16 protein-coding genes are annotated in these 15,603 nt (G+C 41.2%); 2 read left to right on the top strand and 14 right to left on the bottom strand.

Going from position 1 to position 15,603, the window contains the following annotated elements; translation table 11 throughout:
• Nucleotides 1–114 precede the first annotated feature (114 nt).
• Together purU and AC1D69_RS04555 are read right to left on the bottom strand one after the other, a co-directional pair.
• Complete coding sequence (purU, locus tag AC1D69_RS04560) at nucleotides 115–1,011, bottom strand: formyltetrahydrofolate deformylase (protein ID WP_495454964.1); 897 nt, start codon at nucleotides 1,009–1,011, stop codon at nucleotides 115–117.
• A 53-nt stretch (nucleotides 1,012–1,064) separates the two neighbouring features.
• Complete coding sequence (locus tag AC1D69_RS04555; protein ID WP_495454963.1) at nucleotides 1,065–2,186, bottom strand: deoxyribonuclease IV; 1,122 nt, start codon at nucleotides 2,184–2,186, stop codon at nucleotides 1,065–1,067.
• Between the two features lie 150 nt (nucleotides 2,187–2,336).
• On the opposite strand from AC1D69_RS04555, the gene AC1D69_RS04550 reads away from it, so the two are divergent.
• Together AC1D69_RS04550 and AC1D69_RS04545 are read left to right on the top strand one after the other, a co-directional pair.
• Nucleotides 2,337–2,807, top strand: coding sequence for a DUF2621 domain-containing protein (locus AC1D69_RS04550; protein WP_495454962.1), 471 nt, complete (start codon nucleotides 2,337–2,339; stop codon nucleotides 2,805–2,807).
• 123 nt (nucleotides 2,808–2,930) lie between these two features.
• Nucleotides 2,931–3,827, top strand: coding sequence for a TIGR01777 family oxidoreductase (locus AC1D69_RS04545; RefSeq protein WP_495454961.1), 897 nt, complete (start codon nucleotides 2,931–2,933; stop codon nucleotides 3,825–3,827).
• Here the strand turns inward: AC1D69_RS04545 and AC1D69_RS04540 are convergent.
• The 12 genes from AC1D69_RS04540 to AC1D69_RS04485 all read right to left on the bottom strand — a co-directional run bounded on the left by AC1D69_RS04540 (nucleotide 3,812) and on the right by AC1D69_RS04485 (nucleotide 15,559).
• A complete protein-coding gene (locus AC1D69_RS04540) occupies nucleotides 3,812–5,701 on the bottom strand; it encodes a DUF6382 domain-containing protein (RefSeq protein ID WP_495454960.1) in 1,890 nt (629 codons plus the stop codon). The two genes, AC1D69_RS04545 and AC1D69_RS04540, sit on opposite strands and share 16 nt — an antisense overlap.
• Nucleotides 5,702–5,744: 43 nt before the next feature.
• Complete coding sequence (locus AC1D69_RS04535; RefSeq protein ID WP_495454959.1) at nucleotides 5,745–6,254, bottom strand: A24 family peptidase; 510 nt, start codon at nucleotides 6,252–6,254, stop codon at nucleotides 5,745–5,747.
• Nucleotides 6,255–6,284: 30 nt separating this feature from the next.
• Nucleotides 6,285–7,256, bottom strand: coding sequence for a pilus assembly protein (locus AC1D69_RS04530; protein ID WP_495454958.1), 972 nt, complete (start codon nucleotides 7,254–7,256; stop codon nucleotides 6,285–6,287).
• Nucleotides 7,225–9,543, bottom strand: a complete 2,319-nt coding sequence (locus AC1D69_RS04525; protein WP_495454957.1) for a TadE/TadG family type IV pilus assembly protein — start codon at nucleotides 9,541–9,543, stop codon at nucleotides 7,225–7,227. The genes AC1D69_RS04530 and AC1D69_RS04525 overlap by 32 nt, the downstream gene beginning before the upstream one ends.
• 81 nt (nucleotides 9,544–9,624) lie before the next feature.
• Nucleotides 9,625–10,290: a TadE family protein gene (locus AC1D69_RS04520; protein WP_495454956.1), complete on the bottom strand. Its 666-nt coding sequence runs from the start codon at nucleotides 10,288–10,290 to the stop codon at nucleotides 9,625–9,627.
• Entirely contained in the window at nucleotides 10,280–10,474 is a 195-nt protein-coding gene (locus tag AC1D69_RS04515; RefSeq protein ID WP_495454955.1) for a Flp1 family type IVb pilin, read from the bottom strand. The genes AC1D69_RS04520 and AC1D69_RS04515 overlap by 11 nt, the downstream gene beginning before the upstream one ends.
• A gap of 13 nt (nucleotides 10,475–10,487) precedes the next feature.
• Entirely contained in the window at nucleotides 10,488–11,360 is an 873-nt protein-coding gene (locus AC1D69_RS04510; RefSeq protein WP_495454954.1) for a type II secretion system F family protein, read from the bottom strand.
• Between the two features lie 13 nt (nucleotides 11,361–11,373).
• Nucleotides 11,374–12,204, bottom strand: coding sequence for a type II secretion system F family protein (locus AC1D69_RS04505; RefSeq protein ID WP_495455291.1), 831 nt, complete (start codon nucleotides 12,202–12,204; stop codon nucleotides 11,374–11,376).
• 5 nt (nucleotides 12,205–12,209) lie between these two features.
• The gene (locus AC1D69_RS04500) at nucleotides 12,210–13,463 is read right to left on the bottom strand and encodes a TadA family conjugal transfer-associated ATPase (protein ID WP_495454953.1); all 1,254 of its coding nucleotides are present in this window, start codon (nucleotides 13,461–13,463) and stop codon (nucleotides 12,210–12,212) included.
• On the bottom strand, nucleotides 13,456–14,616 hold the full coding sequence (locus tag AC1D69_RS04495) for a nucleotide-binding protein (protein ID WP_495454952.1): 1,161 nt from the start codon (nucleotides 14,614–14,616) through the stop codon (nucleotides 13,456–13,458). Before AC1D69_RS04495 ends, AC1D69_RS04500 begins: the two co-directional genes overlap by 8 nt.
• 201 nt (nucleotides 14,617–14,817) lie before the next feature.
• The gene (locus AC1D69_RS04490; protein WP_495454951.1) at nucleotides 14,818–15,093 is read right to left on the bottom strand and encodes a hypothetical protein; all 276 of its coding nucleotides are present in this window, start codon (nucleotides 15,091–15,093) and stop codon (nucleotides 14,818–14,820) included.
• 19 nt (nucleotides 15,094–15,112) lie between these two features.
• Complete coding sequence (locus AC1D69_RS04485) at nucleotides 15,113–15,559, bottom strand: thiol-disulfide oxidoreductase DCC family protein (protein ID WP_495454950.1); 447 nt, start codon at nucleotides 15,557–15,559, stop codon at nucleotides 15,113–15,115.
• Nucleotides 15,560–15,603 lie beyond the last annotated feature (44 nt).

Here is a 15,603-nt window from a genome sequence, read left to right as displayed (position 1 = left end):
TAGCGGTGAAGAAACGTTTAGCGGTGAAATACATAAATATGGTATATGTGTATGGTAACACAAAAAATCCCGCACCAATGGGTCGGGATCTCAGTTAACAAGGTTTCTTATTAATTAATTAAATACAACGGTTTTATTCTCATGGACCAAAATCCGATCTTCTATATGCCATTTCACAGCTCTCGCTAGAACTACACGCTCTATGGTTCGACCAATTCTTTTCAATTCTCTAACATCATCCCGATGACTAACACGCTGTACATCCTGCTCGATGATTGGACCTCCATCAAGTTCTTCTGTCACATAATGCGCAGTAGCTCCGATGATTTTGACACCACGTTGGTAGGCTTGAGAATAGGGTTTACCTCCTACAAAAGCAGGAAGGAACGAGTGGTGAATATTAATAATACGATTACGATAGTGTTGAATAAAGGTAGGTGAGATAATCTGCATGTAGCGAGCAAGAATGATCACATCTATATCATCCCCAATCACTTCTAGTTGACGTAACTCCGCTTCCTTCTTCGTATCTGCGGTAACGGGAATCAGATGATAGGTAATTCCGAAAGATTCAACGTATTCTTTCATATCTGGATGATTACTAATGACCATCGCAATTTCCCCATCTAGATCTCCGGCTTGCCATTGCCATAGAAGTTCAACTAAGCAATGATCCTCTTTAGATACAAAGATCGCGATCTTCTTCTTCCGATTCACATTATGAATTTGCCAATCCATCTCGAACTTTGAGGCAACCTCTTGGAATTGCTCTTCCAATTCTGGTAACCTCTGTTCCAGATCAGCCAAGTCGAATTCAATTCGCATGAAGAACATCCCACCCGAAGGATCCATCGTGTACTGATCCGATTGAACAATATTCGCTCCATGTTGATGCAAGAAATGAGAGACGGCAGCTACAATTCCTGGTCCATCAGGACATGAAATAAGCATTCTAGCACGTTGTTTATGTGGATTCTCTGACAAAGCAGCGCTTTTTGTGTGTACTTCCATGTGAATGACTAACCTCTTTTCCCCTTCAATTTCACATCTGTTATATCTGTAGACTAGCTCAGAATATCCTTACCTGCTAAGCATGCGATGATCCGCTGATTAATTGCTTCTTCAGTTAGATCAGGAAACAGATCTGCTTGAAGAACCATGTCATATAAACGTTCTAACGGTTCACGTGGATCCGCCTTTTTGGCCTTCGCATCTGTCTTCAACAAGTTCCAAATATCTAATACAAATTCACGAGGATTCAGATCTTGTGCTGCGAAGAACGCATGAAGTTTCTCTACTTGACTTAAAAATTCAATTCCAAAACGTTCAGTCACATTCCCACGTAACATAGCGATTTCAATTTCATACATTGGCCGTTGTTTCTTCACATCTTTACCAATCCAAGGTGTCTCCAGAATAAAAGGTAACCCTTGTAACCGTTCATGATGTACTATGCGGTTAATCGTATCAAAGCCAATAAACCCGCTACCCACAGGCGTATGGCGATCCTTGCCTGCCCCGCGTGGATTCTTACTATCATTTAAATGGATGACACCCAATCGGGATATCCCAATGATTCTGTCAAATTCATCAAGTACACCGTCTAAATCACCGACAATATCGTATCCTGCATCATGAATATGACAGGTATCCATACATATCGTTAAACGTTCATTATATTTTACTTTATCAATAATTCGAGCTAACTCCTCGAAGCTGCGTCCAATTTCCGTCCCTTTACCAGCCATGGTCTCCAAAGCAATATGAACATCTGTCTCATTCGTGCCTTCTAACACATCGTTTAACCCATCTGCAATACGTTGGATCCCGTAATCGGCATCCATATCTGTATATGCTCCCGGATGTAATACAATATTCTTCACACCAATTGCGTGAGTACGACGAATTTCTTCCTGTAGGAAGTTAATTGCCAGCTCATACGTATTGGCCTTGTACGATCCTAAATTAACAATGTAAGGTGCATGAACAACAATCTCTTCGACACTGTTCTTCTGCATAAGCTCCTTACCTTCTTCAAGAAACATAGAATCGATCGGTTTACGGCGTGTATTTTGTGGTGCACCCGTATATACCATAAACGAACTAGCTCCATAGGTATTTGCTTCTTTAGCTGCACTCAATAGACCCTTGTCCGAAAAAGATACATGGGAACCAATTTTCAACATGCTGAATCCCCCTTTATCACGAATAACCTTTATATTAACTTGAATATCGAAAAAAATCTAGAAATGGGTTATAATCATAAAAACGTAAACTTCTTATATTTTTCAAACTAATGATTAAAATAGTGATTAATTTCATTGAGGTGATCATATATGTACACCACACTTGTGGTCAGTTTGTTATTAACCAGTACACCTAACAGGTGGTTTATGAACTCCATTGCCTTCTGGACAGTCGTAATGTTGGGAGCCATGTGTATCGGTGGATTCTTCATGTTGCGTAAGTTTCTGAAGGTACTTCCCAAAGCAGATGGAAAGTCCAAATTGGATTGGCAGAATTATTGGGTGGAGCAAAGCCGTCCGATGTGGAACGACGAATCCAAGGCTTTTCTAGACATGTTAGTTAGTCCCGTACCCACGGCATTTCGAGATATAGCCAAACATTCCATCGCAGCTGAGATTGGTAAGATAGCTATTGAGAGTGACGCTACCGAGGTTACGCAAGATCATTGCATTCAAGGATACATAGTTGCAACACCTAAGCGAGACAATAAATTTCTCATGAAATTTTTAACGAAGAATCAGATTGATTACAAGAAGTATGAGCATCTCCTGAACAGATAATCATGATATCAACAAGTCACTTCGCCAATAAGACCACACAATTGAAATGATTCATTTCTGATTCATTTCAATTGTGTGGTCTTTGTGTATAAAAGATACATTAAACCAAAGGAGTTCATGTTCATGAAGATTGCTATTTGTGGAGGAACCGGCTTTATTGGACAATCATTAATTAAGCATTGGATAACACAAGGACATCATATCATCATCATTACTCGACAGGTCCCCTCTCATACTACAGTGACAAACAAACAACTAGAATACATCACTTGGAATCAAATAAACCAAGACCCCGAGATACTTGAGAACTTAGATGCACTGATTAACTTGGCAGGAGCATCTCTGAGTCAGAAGTGGACGAATCCAGCCAAACAGCGCATTATTGAATCTCGACTAACCACGGTCTCGGCAGTCAATAAATTAATCTCCCGTTTAAACACTAAACCGGCTGTCGTCATTCAGGCATCAGCCGTTGCAATCTACGGTACTTCACTAGAAGAAACATTTGAAGAGACTTCACCAACACATGTTATGGACTTTCCCTCAGGGGTTGTACAACAATGGGAAGAGACCGCAGATCTTATTGTTGGAGTACGGCTAGTCAAGTTACGGATTAGTGTTGTTCTTGGAAACGATGGTGGCGCCTACCCAATGATGCGGCTTCCCTTCAAACTCGGCGTAGGTGGGAGAATTGGTAGTGGCCAGCAATGGATGTCTTGGATTCACATCTTGGATATGGTGAGGCTAATTGAATTCTGCATCCTCAACCCTAATATCGAAGGAGCTGTTAATGCATCTGCACCAGATCCTGTCACGAACGACCAATTCGGTAGAGCCGTTGCTGCTATACACCATCGCCACTATTGGTTCCCCATTCCTAGCTTTCTCTTAAAGGGAATCGTGGGTGAGTTATCACTTATTCTGTTAGAAGGGCAACGTGTCATCCCAAGTAAAGCACTTCAGCACGGATTTGTATTCAGATATCCTGAAATCCAGGGAGCTATTCAGGATCTCAAATGATACGTATACTCACCCTTAATGATTGTAAATATATCCCCATCACGAAGAGGATACTCTTTGTATGCAATCATAGGCTCCTTATTCAATAAGGTACCATTCTTAGATCCCAAATCTTTAAGAACATACCCTTCATTCCCCTTCGAGATCTCCACATGGGCTCTGGATGTTCCTGATGTAACCTCTACAAACTGGGCAACATCAGCAGCCCTTCCAATAATGAAATGAGGAAGATTTAATACAATGGGTGTGGGCAATACTTCACCATAGGATGACTCTTCACGGAGTAACCCACTCTGTCCTATTTCTCTTCGTTCTAGATAGGGATATGATGATTGAGATGGACTCTTTCTATCCGCAGAAGAATGATGATCTGGTTTCAGTAGGACTGTAGCATTGGCCCTAGGAGAAGACAACATTTCCGTTCTTTGTCCTAGCTGGGCATAGTAGTCACCCCTATCATCTTCATTATTTTCAGTTGCAGCAGCGGTCATGGTCGAACTTGAAATCAGTTCCCCACTTAATCCCGATATAAATCTCGAACTCGAGACCGTGCCCGTGCCCGTGCCCGTGCCCGCTTGATTGTGTTCTGATGTTGGGTGATCTGGGAACTCCCATTTAGTACGTGAAGGCTCTGGTTCTCGATCCTTTCCTTCCCCTCCGAAGAATCCCGTTAATCGTTCTACTTGAAATGAAGAACCCACCTTACGAGCTGGACGATAATCTTCCAGTTCTTCAGAATATGGATCAAACAAGGGAACCGACTCGGATAAGATCTGCTCTCTCCTCCCAAGAATCCGGAGTTTACCCTTCCAACCCAACCATGCAATAGCTCCCAAGAGAGCGGTGATAAGAATGCAAACAACTAGCATGCCTGTCCCTTGATGAGTCATATAGAGAAACCGCCATATAATAGCACATGTTACCAAACACCCAAGTGCTATATAGGTAGTCATTGAGGAAGTTTCATGTTCTTCCTGTTCTTGATCGATATCATCCGATCCTCCATTCTTCATATGATCATTATTTCTCCAAGATTGCTCTATATCTATTGGAGATATTACTGGGGGCATTGCAGGAACCTTTCGAACGAGTTCTTGTTCTCCTCTTGATACGAATGGCGCACGGTGAACCATATCCTTCGGAGCAGCAGATGCCCTTCGTTTGTGATCATGATCTGGCGCATGCGAGGATCCTTGAAGGATGATATTAGACTGATGGCTTGGTGCACTAGAAGGATGGAATTCAGACAGATCGTTATTTATGAGTGTAGACTGATATGAAGCATGCTGCCCTACCTCTGAGATTAAGTTTAAGAGCAGACCTTTTAATCCAGTCCATGTAAATTCTTCAACTACACTCACATAATGAAGCAATGATTGAATACCATTACCTTGCAATTCAGATACAGATGCCATAAGTCTTGTTATTAACTGCTGTAGAGAAGCGTGAGTAGCCTCTGCATTCTTCACAGATGGAATGGGTATATAAGTCAGATATACTGCCCCCATATGGAAGGGCCCCTCGATAAATATATAATCTTCTTGAAGTATGTATTGCTCTGGATCTAACATATATAATTTACTATCTTCTAAAGTACTTACAATTTGCAATAATAGGCCGTAGTACTCATTCAACGTTAATTTATCGCTTTTAAGTAAATGGGTAAGCATTTTTTTATTGGTAATTTCATATTGGAGACTTACTTTGAAATTTACTTCCTTCATATGAAGAGGCAACAGATGTGGCACTTTGGCTGCAGAGATCATATTGGTCTGAACTCTACTTAATTCAGATGAAGGAATGCCCTCCGGACTGCTCAGAACCATATAATTGCCACCGTTTTGAATGAAATCACGACTTAACCCAAACAACATACTCACCTCATTCTATTAGGGTAATGTATTTAGATAGACTTAATTACAGTCTATATAGAAAAGCACATAGGATACCAGGAACAACTGCCAGCATAAATGGAAACCGAATCTGCTCCTTGTTCATCTTACTCAACAGGGCAGTATCCTTAAGAATAAATAAGCCTACAATGACATGGAATACCTTTCGGAGACGTACAAGTGTCTCTCTACGCCATAAGAGTATGGCAATTCCAATGAGCCCTGCAAATATTATTGAATACAATAAGGTCTGAATCGTGAACAATGTTCCTGTCCAAGCACCAATGCCGCCGAATAGTTTCACATCACCCGCTCCAACAGCTCCTAACCAATACATCACTAACAGGATGCCAAATCCGACTCCCAGTCCTTTCCCAGTGAACATTAACCCACTCCAACCAGCATCGATGAAGTGGAATAGTATGCCGCACAACATGGCTGGAATGGTCAACACGTTTGGAATTTTCATTGATTTAATATCTGTAATGAAAGCAGTAGCCACGAGTAATCCACATCCTGCAAAAGCAATCTCCATTCCTCTTCTTCCTCCTGTCCTTATGATGAATTATCTCAGATCAACGACGGTAAACATGACTTCAACTCGTTGTCCATCCTCTGTCGTTATAATAAATGGCCATGTACCCGGTGTTGTATTCGTACCGACGAACCATTCCCATTCAATATAACCATCTCCATCCGCCTGACTCCATCCCAGATACTTTGCTGTACTCTGACCAGTTTTATAAAATACAGATAATTGTGCCGTAGCATGAGGAGCTACCTTCACCTTTACCCTGGCTTTCTTCCCGACAATGGCCGGATCAGGCTTCTCTAGGACTTCAATAGATGTTGAAGTATCATCTCCATCTGTACCATCTTTTACGGATTCAGATGTATCTCCAATCCACAGACGTTCTTGCGCTTTCGCTTGTATTACGATTTTTTTATTGATGAATGGGACTTTCATGGGCAGTTCATAACTAACCTCAATGCCGAAATATGGATTGCTTCTAGTCTTCATATCAGGAAGATAAATATTAGACACATGAATACGATCAACGCTTAAGAATTCACTCTGTATGAAGGGCTTAAGCAAAGGTCTAACCACAGGATCAAGCACGGCTTCGGATGCAGCATTCTTTATTTTCTGTAATGGCTCATCTCCCATTGCTACAGCATCCATCATCCATTGATTGAATGGAGCTGGAAGTGAACTACTATACTGGGATGCCCAATCCGTCACAGACAATTTAGGTATGACCCAATTCCCCGTTAACTTAGAGTCTTGGCTCTCCTCTGACGAAGGATTTCCTTGCTCCACTACTAAGGAAATGGGATACATATAAGATGAGACCATCTTGACCGCATCGGATACGGTACTTTGAAGGGCCGTTGAGATCAATGTCATCTGAATCATATAAATGAGGAAAATAACGAAAAAGATAAAGAAGGGAAACACTAACGCAGCTTCAAGAACCATGCTTCCTTGTTCTTTGTTCCTTCTCCTAATAGGAAAAATCCGCTTTTTTGATAGCATAATAACGGCTTCCTTCCACTTTATCTTCACTCGAACCGAACATCTTTAAGATTCCTGGAAGGAACCATACCTGCATTCCAATCCGAACCTCTCCTGAGGAGTATGTCGCCCTCTCTGCGGGATTAATTCCCGTATTGAAGCGAATAAGTGAGAGCATGCGTGACATTTTATTCTCATTATTACTATGAATAAATAGAAATACCCTCAGATAATCGCGGTAAGTCATCTGCACCTTTAAGTATGCTGACAACTCTACGGATCCTTTCACACACAATTGAATCATGTCCGCTATTGCCAACTCAATTCCGTAGAGCAAGGAAGCAGCTAGAATTAACAAGGGATTTCCCAATTTGCTACTCTTCACTAACCCCTCCATCGTGCGTATCGCCAGTCTCGTACCAAATATTTCTGCATATGCGGCTGATACGTTACCAACCGGATTATGAAATCCATACAGAATGTACTCCAACTCTTGATTATGAACACTAAGCTGTTCTACTACATCATCCCCTACTGAACTATCAGGTTGACTGACTATGCTTCCTAATTGAGAAATATCAAAGTGTTGAAAATAGAGTGCCGCATATTCATTCTGGTAGAATTCATCTTGTAATCCAGACATCATCCCACCCATTGAACCAAACAACCCATCCATGTTATCCATAGCTGATGCACCAGCATCATAAGGATCATTATCCAATGGAGCTCCCTTATAAGAATCGCCGGCCGTTTGTCTATTGAAGGATATACTTTCATCGTAATATTGTTGCAACGTACGATATTCCTCCATATGGCCTTTGGCCTTGTCTTCTAATTCATTTATTTTATTTAGTACATTAGCAGCGTCCTTTAACTTCGCTTTCGATTTCTTCTCCGTCGCCTTACGCTCCTGATCCGAAGAGCGGTTCTCCTCCAATTCCCTCTTTTCTTCATCAAGGATGTTCCCTGAACCTGAAATAGAATATTTCCGTAAGTAGGTATCTGCTTGTTCACGTGTCTGAATAGCGATAGACTTCATCTGGCTGCTTGAAGTTCCTCCCATCACCGAAGTAAAGGATGTGATTTGCTTATCCAAAGATCCATATTGGTTTGTCTGAATCTCGATTTCATTCTTTAAATCTTGTAGAAATACTTCCGGTAGTAGTAATTTCTCAGTCTGTCCTCTAATCTGTTTAATAGTTTCTGAATCCTCATTACTTAATTCCTTTGCACTTCCTGGAGTCTTCTCACGAGATACTTGATCGTACCCTTCGTTCTGAGCACGATTCTCTGACTCTCTAATGACTTGTTTCATTTGTTCATTCATCTGATAAGCTTCTTCCCACGACTCTAGTGCTTGGGGCAACAGGATTTGATGATCTACACGCGAAGAATTCTGAATTCTAGAAACATTAGTTATTACACCAGAAGATCCCTGACGATATTCATGAATCATTGCTGCGTATGAGTCAATTAAATCGTCATTGTCGTCGTTATCATCATTGTCATCATTGTCATCATTGTCATCATCATTTTCTTCGTTATCGTCGTTTACACTTTTACCTGAATTGCTATTACTTTGTCTTTCCGCAATTAATCGTTCTAGCTCATCCACCTTATTAACATAATCATCATACTGAGCTGCTATATCCTCTCCAGAATGGACACCACCACCCAATGATTGATTAGAAATGTATGTAGAAGACTGACTCATAATTAGACTAGATAGCTGTTCTGTACTCTTTACCGCCTTTTTTTGCTTTACGATCATCTCATCTAAGGCATCTTCCCTTTTGTCATATAACTTCTGAAGTTTTTTCAACACATCCACAGTGTTAGATGCTTCTTTCATCGATTGAGACAATGGTTTAAACTTGTTTACTATTTCTAACGTGAAATCAATGGGAGCCTTGTATTTCATTTCTTCACCAATCTGGTGATTAAATATGTCATATTCCCCAAGCATCCGCTCCATATGTAAAGAGGACGTATCTAATTCTAGTGGAAGTATTGAAAAGGCATCTCCCCGATCACCATGATCCATACTGCCATTCAGAACCCCCGACATAATCTGATCTCCGTCACTCTCTCCATAAGCAAATAAACCGTATTCTTGCTGTAATTCTGGTTCATAGGCAGACATCACAGAGCGAACTGCGGACCGAACTAGACGCTCACTCTGAACCTTCATTGCAGCAATTCTCGCATAATCAATGAATAAAGCGACAAAAGTAAATACAATAGCTAAGATCAGTATGAGAAAAATAGACACCGAGCCCCTCTGATCCGTATGCCACTTACCGAACATATTGAATTCCCCCCTTTCCCTATCTAATTTAACTTGTGATACTGGCATATCGATTAGCGTTAACTCTGAAACCCTAATCCTCTACTTCTTCTTTGATCCGTACTTATTCAATACTTCAGCAGCATCGTCCTTATTTGTAGCAATTCCGCCTGATCCTTTGAATTTAGCAGCATAATATCGCATGAAATCAACCGTTCGTATAAATTCAACAGGTTCAACAATGACCGATTGTGCGTTTGCCTCTAACTTAGATCCCCCAGAGAGTATCTGCGTTATGGAAGGTAAATGAATCAATTGTTCTAATTCAGTACTCACTTTACGTTGCAATAATGTGTTCTGATACGTGACCTCACCCTGCATATTCCCTGTTACTAGCTTACTTATTTTCGATAATTTAATAGCTGGAAGTGCTCCAGAACTATCACTTCCAGGTAAAGAAATGGATTGCTTGTTCTTAGCACCTGCCCAGCCAAACATAGCATTCAGCATCTGATCATCGGTAAGTCGCCAATACAACGAATCATACTGCCCTTGTTGAAAGCCTCCATTAGACGCTTCTTTATGACTGTTATCCCAGTTATAAGCGGATCTCTCAGTTGCAGCTGATGCCACTTGTTGTAATATTGATTGTTGATAGATATACATACAGAAGAACATGAGAATAATCGTCACCATCAGCACAATAGGCATAACGAGGGAAGCCTCAAGCGTGAAGCTCCCCTCGTTACCTTTAAGTTTAATTCGCATCAATAAAGTCTTCGCTTTTCGTACCTACTTTGTTTAATAAATTTGAGACAATGCTTTTAAGTTGATTCTTAAAGATCACAGCTATCACAATAATTGCAGCGATAATCAGAATCATTTCAAGCATCCCAAGCCCTTCTTCCTCCTGCCAAAATCCCTTTACTTTTCCCCATACCATCGTTACCATGTCATCACTCCTCCTACATATTCATCATCATCATTGCGGGCGCACCGACCAGAACAACAACTACCATAAAAATAACGACCATCGGAAATACCAGCTTGGAAGATGCTTGCTCACCACGAGTACGAGTAATCATTTTGCGACTTTCCCATAACGTTCGCGATAGATCACGCAAGGACAATACAAAATCATTGCCTCCACGCCTGAAATTCAGGAGAACCGTCGTTGTAAAGATCGATACTTCTTGTAATGCACAACGCTTACTGAAACTCTCAAATGCCTGCTGAAATGAGTAGCCGCTATCCCAATCCCCAATCATACGATTCAATTCTCTATACAGGGGATGATCCTGTTCCTCTTTCTTTCGTCCAACACAATGAATGATCGCCTTTTGTACCGTCTCCCCAGCACCTACTAGTAGAACTATTTTATTTAGTAGCTCAGGAAGTTCCATCAGTATTTCTTGATCACGAGCTTGAACCTTTTTATGAAGGTCTCTCACAAGTACTACCGGCAAAACTACTGCTAAAGCACCACCTAATAATAATCCTGTCTTTTCACCCATTCCTATCGAAAGCACACATCCCAAACATAGAAGTAGCCAGCTGTAACACATCATTTCTCCTAAATAGAGGAGTGTCATCTCGCCACTGTATCTCATGCCGTGAATTTTCTGAATGGAACGTTGTACTTTATAGAAGAAGAATGGAAATCTTGTGGTTATCTTTGACTTATCCAGAATAATTAACATCGGGGGTACCATTTTGTTAAACCGTATACCTTCCATAGGTAACTTGCTAAGTTTCCGGTACTTCTCATCTTTATGCCAGTTCAGCACCACCCAACCTCCTACTAGCAGAACCAGCATCACGATGCACAGGATAATCATAGCCATCACCCTCCTACAATTTGATATTCATGATCTTGCTAATCCAGATCGCACATGCCCCTAATACTGCCAGTGAGAACGTTGAGATGATCACTCCAATACCGCTATACATCGGTGTCATATAATCGGGTGACGATAGATTCATGAATAATATCATGAGGACCGGCGCTGCAAGAATAGCCTTGGATTCGAATTTTTTCTGCGCAATCATAACCGTAATCTCCTGCTGAATATCTAATTTCTCACCAATAATAGTAGATGTTCGGCGCACCACCTCTACTAAATCTCCACCCGTTCTCTTACAAGTCGTGAATACATCAGCGAAATTCGTGATATCTTCCATAACCGCTCGTCTGCTAAAGTCTTGTAATGCTTCTTCAATAGGCTCACCGTATTCTAAACGCGCACAAATGATATTCAACTCGGTAATTAGATCGTTCTCGGCTTCCGGATCCAGCATTCGTAAATCCTGAACAGCTTCTCTAAATCCATTCTCTACAGATCGTCCTGCTGACAATGAAGATGATAGCGAGAAAAGAGCTTGTTTAAAGTGCAGATTCATGGCAGAACGACGGCGGTTCAACATATGTTGTCTCCAGAACCCAGGAACAAACCAAGCAGTACAGGATATAAGAAGAGACACCATCCATTGGTGATAAAATAAATATCCTACCCCATAAAAAAGAAATCCACCGACAGCAATACTGGTTACTCGTTCAAGGGTACTGAGATCATAGACGGTGTAGTCAGGCAGAACATGTCGTATCCGATCTGTCTGATTCGTTCCTTCACCTGCTTCTGCTCCCCTTTTCTGATTGTTTCTCACTCTCTTTACCTTAGACATTACCGTCACTCAAGCTTCACCTCCTCACCCTCAATCACTAGAACATCTTCAAGGCCCGCCATCCTCAGCTTCTCCACATGTTCCATGGCATGACCGCAGGACTCCAATTGTCCAACGATTCGCCCATCTTCCTCTCCTCTCTCCCGGAATTGAAAGAGTGGACTCACTTGTACTTCTCCGTTCTCCATGCCCAGCACCTCACTAATTTCCGTAACTCGTCTTGAGCGATCACGTAACCTAGATAAATGAACTAGAATATTGATAGCGGAGCTGATTTGTTGGCGAACAACGAGAATAGGAAGATTAGCACCACTAAGTACCATCGTTTCAAGGCGACTGATCATATCCTTCGTACTGTTAGCATGACCAGTAGAGAGGCTGCCATCATGCCCGGTGTTCATCGCTTGTAGCATGTCTAAAGCCTCACTACCGCGAACTTCTCCGACTACAATCCGATTCGGCCGCATCCGTAAAGATGACCGAATGAGATCACGAATCGTAACTTCTCCCCTTCCCTCCGTATTGGCATTTCTCGTCTCCAACGAGACTAGATTCGGAACGGTTACAATCTGTAGCTCAGCCGAATCTTCTATCGTAATCACGCGCTCGTCTACAGGTATGAACTGTGATAGCGCATTAAGAAAAGTTGTCTTCCCCGATCCTGTTCCACCACTGATAAAAATATTATATTTGCCTATCACTAACTTCTGGAGAAACATAGCCGTCTCTTCACTCAATGCGCCACGTCTTACTAAATCATTCATCGTCATGGGAGACTCCGGAAATTTCCGGATCGTCATTGTCGGTCCCTTCAGAGCGATAGGGGGAAGGACAATATTGACACGCGAGCCATCCTTCAATCTCGCGTCAACAATAGGAGATGACTCATTAACTACACGATTCACTCCCGCTACGATGGTCTGAATAATATCTTCTAAGCGATTCTGCGATTCAAATTGTTGAGTGAGACGTTTCACCTCACCTTCTTGCTCAATAAATATATCTTGATGGCTATTGATCATAATTTCCGTTATCGATGGATTATCTACTAAGGGCTGCAAGACATCCAATCCGCGAAAAGAGTCATAAATACGGCGGATGAGTGTACGTTTCTCAAGTGCTGTTAAATCCTCCAACTCCCCTCGATCCAATACGGTCCTCTCGATAACCTTCATTAATTCAGCATCATCTACCGCCGATGTCACATCTAGGCCCGATCGAACACTATTTCGAATAACTTTGAACAGGTCCTCATCCACGTAATTGTCCCCCGACACCATCAGGTAAGAGATCTCCCAATAAATCTTTGCATAGATTCAGAATATCTCTTTGAAAAATGGGTGAGCTCAATAGAATATCTTCATGGCTTACCTGTTTCCATGAAGGAATATAGGGGAGTACACCGTCAATATTCTGTATATGGACTGGTAGTTTATTCGCAAGACTTCCAACATAACGATTCAAGATAAATCTGCTCTTTAACAACATATCACTGAATATACTGGGGTTACTTTTCTCCATAAAAGAAAGCCATTGTTCGGTCTTGTACATACTGATTACATCATCAAGAAGTAGCCATACTAGACTCCCACAAGTCTCCATAACTGCTTCACAACGTTCTCCTGCACCCGTATCTGTATCCGCAATAATGACATCATATTGACCGCCATCTGCAATACATTTCATCAGTTGACAAGTATCATGCTTAGTCATCTGAATCCATTCCTTAAGATTATTCAGTGGTGCAAACATATCCGCTTTAATGCCTTCATGAGAAACTGCATAAGTTGAAATAGAAATAGATGAGTAATCTTTCAATTCTTGTGCAGCCTTCAACTCGTATAATAAACGTGAAAGGTCAGGCCCACTTTCTCTACTTCGCATCTGCCTAGGAAACACAGCACTGCTATTCATCGTCTCCAAATTAAGATAGAACACAGACAGCCCACAAGCACCTAATTGCTTGGCCATATTTAATGCGGTTGTTGTCTTTCCACTTCCCCCTACAGCAGATAACAAGCCAATCATAGCCGTCTCACCTGAGGTTATCGTGGCTGATCGCCCCATTGGACTTACTGATAAATCTAGAATAGCTTGGAGCAATTGAGGAAGTGGTTGATATTTCACAAGAACAGGACCTTGTAGTGAACTCTGTCCCACTTCGTCTAAGACGATCCAAGTTAGGGACTGATCACCTTGGTTCAACCAAGGCTTAAGAAATATAGCTTCTGCTACTACAACATCCGGTCTCTCATTTCCGTTCATGTACTGCAGAAATTTATCCGCTTCAGTAAAAGCAACAACTCTGATCTTCTCACCGAACTCACTACTGTGGACGTAGCAGAGTAATGGCTCAATATATTCGTTCTCCTGAACAGCCAGCACTACCAGCACTACTCTAGCAGGAATCATAAGTCTCCTCCTTTAACAATGAAACACCAAAAAGCACCGTTCAACAGCCGCAATTACGCGGTTGTTAAACGGTGCTTCCGTTTATGATCCATTAATTTACTGATAGAATATCACAGTTTATTCCAGCCAGCAAGTATGAAATTAACATACAGAACATTCATAAGTAATTTCTATTTATGATTATCATTTCTAATTCACACATTATAAAGGTAACATATCTCTTGCAATGGCTTTTGGTTTACATTCCTTACATACACCTACTACAGTTCCCTCTTCACTTGCATAGAAAATTAACTTATCCATTTTCTTGCAATATGTACACTTTTGCATCTTCTGATTTTGTTTCTTTTTCTTCACCTGCGCGAATTCAATGACATGACCGTTGACCGTTGTCTTCGGAGTTCTTAGCATTTTAAATAATAAGATTAATATAACGACAACAACGACCCCTATAATAACTAACCAAATATTATTCACGAAGTTGAATCTCCTCCATTTAGTCTAAGAATCTTTCCCTGTCCTTTGGCGACGGTATCATACATTGATCGGATTTCCCGAACCAGCGATAGCGATGTTTAGCTATAAATTGGTATACAGGATCTCTCATAAATCTGGGCACAATAATAAAACTATATATAAGCGACCATGGAAATTTTAAGTGTCTGGCAATACGTAAGACCGCCGTAGATTTCGTAAAATACATATCGTTTTCAACCAAGACGATCGTATTCATAGAATCTGTAGGTAGACCACCCTTTCCCAACACTTTCTTCCCCATCTCTGACTGTAAAGAAGCAAAAAAGAACCTTTTTGCAAGATCGCGTTGAATAATAAACTTCGTAGCCCCTTGACACATCAGACAAACACCATCAATAAGTACAAGGGGAGAAGGACTACCTGTTGGAGTGATTTTCGCAATTGGTTTCCCATTGTGTTCTTCCATTCCTAACTCCTCCTACTATTATTTATTTATGACACACAATCATC

It is taken from the genome of Paenibacillus sp. Y301, from assembly GCF_059445505.1.
Note: the sequence above shows the minus strand (reverse complement) of the source record. Positions and strands in the feature narration are given on the sequence as shown.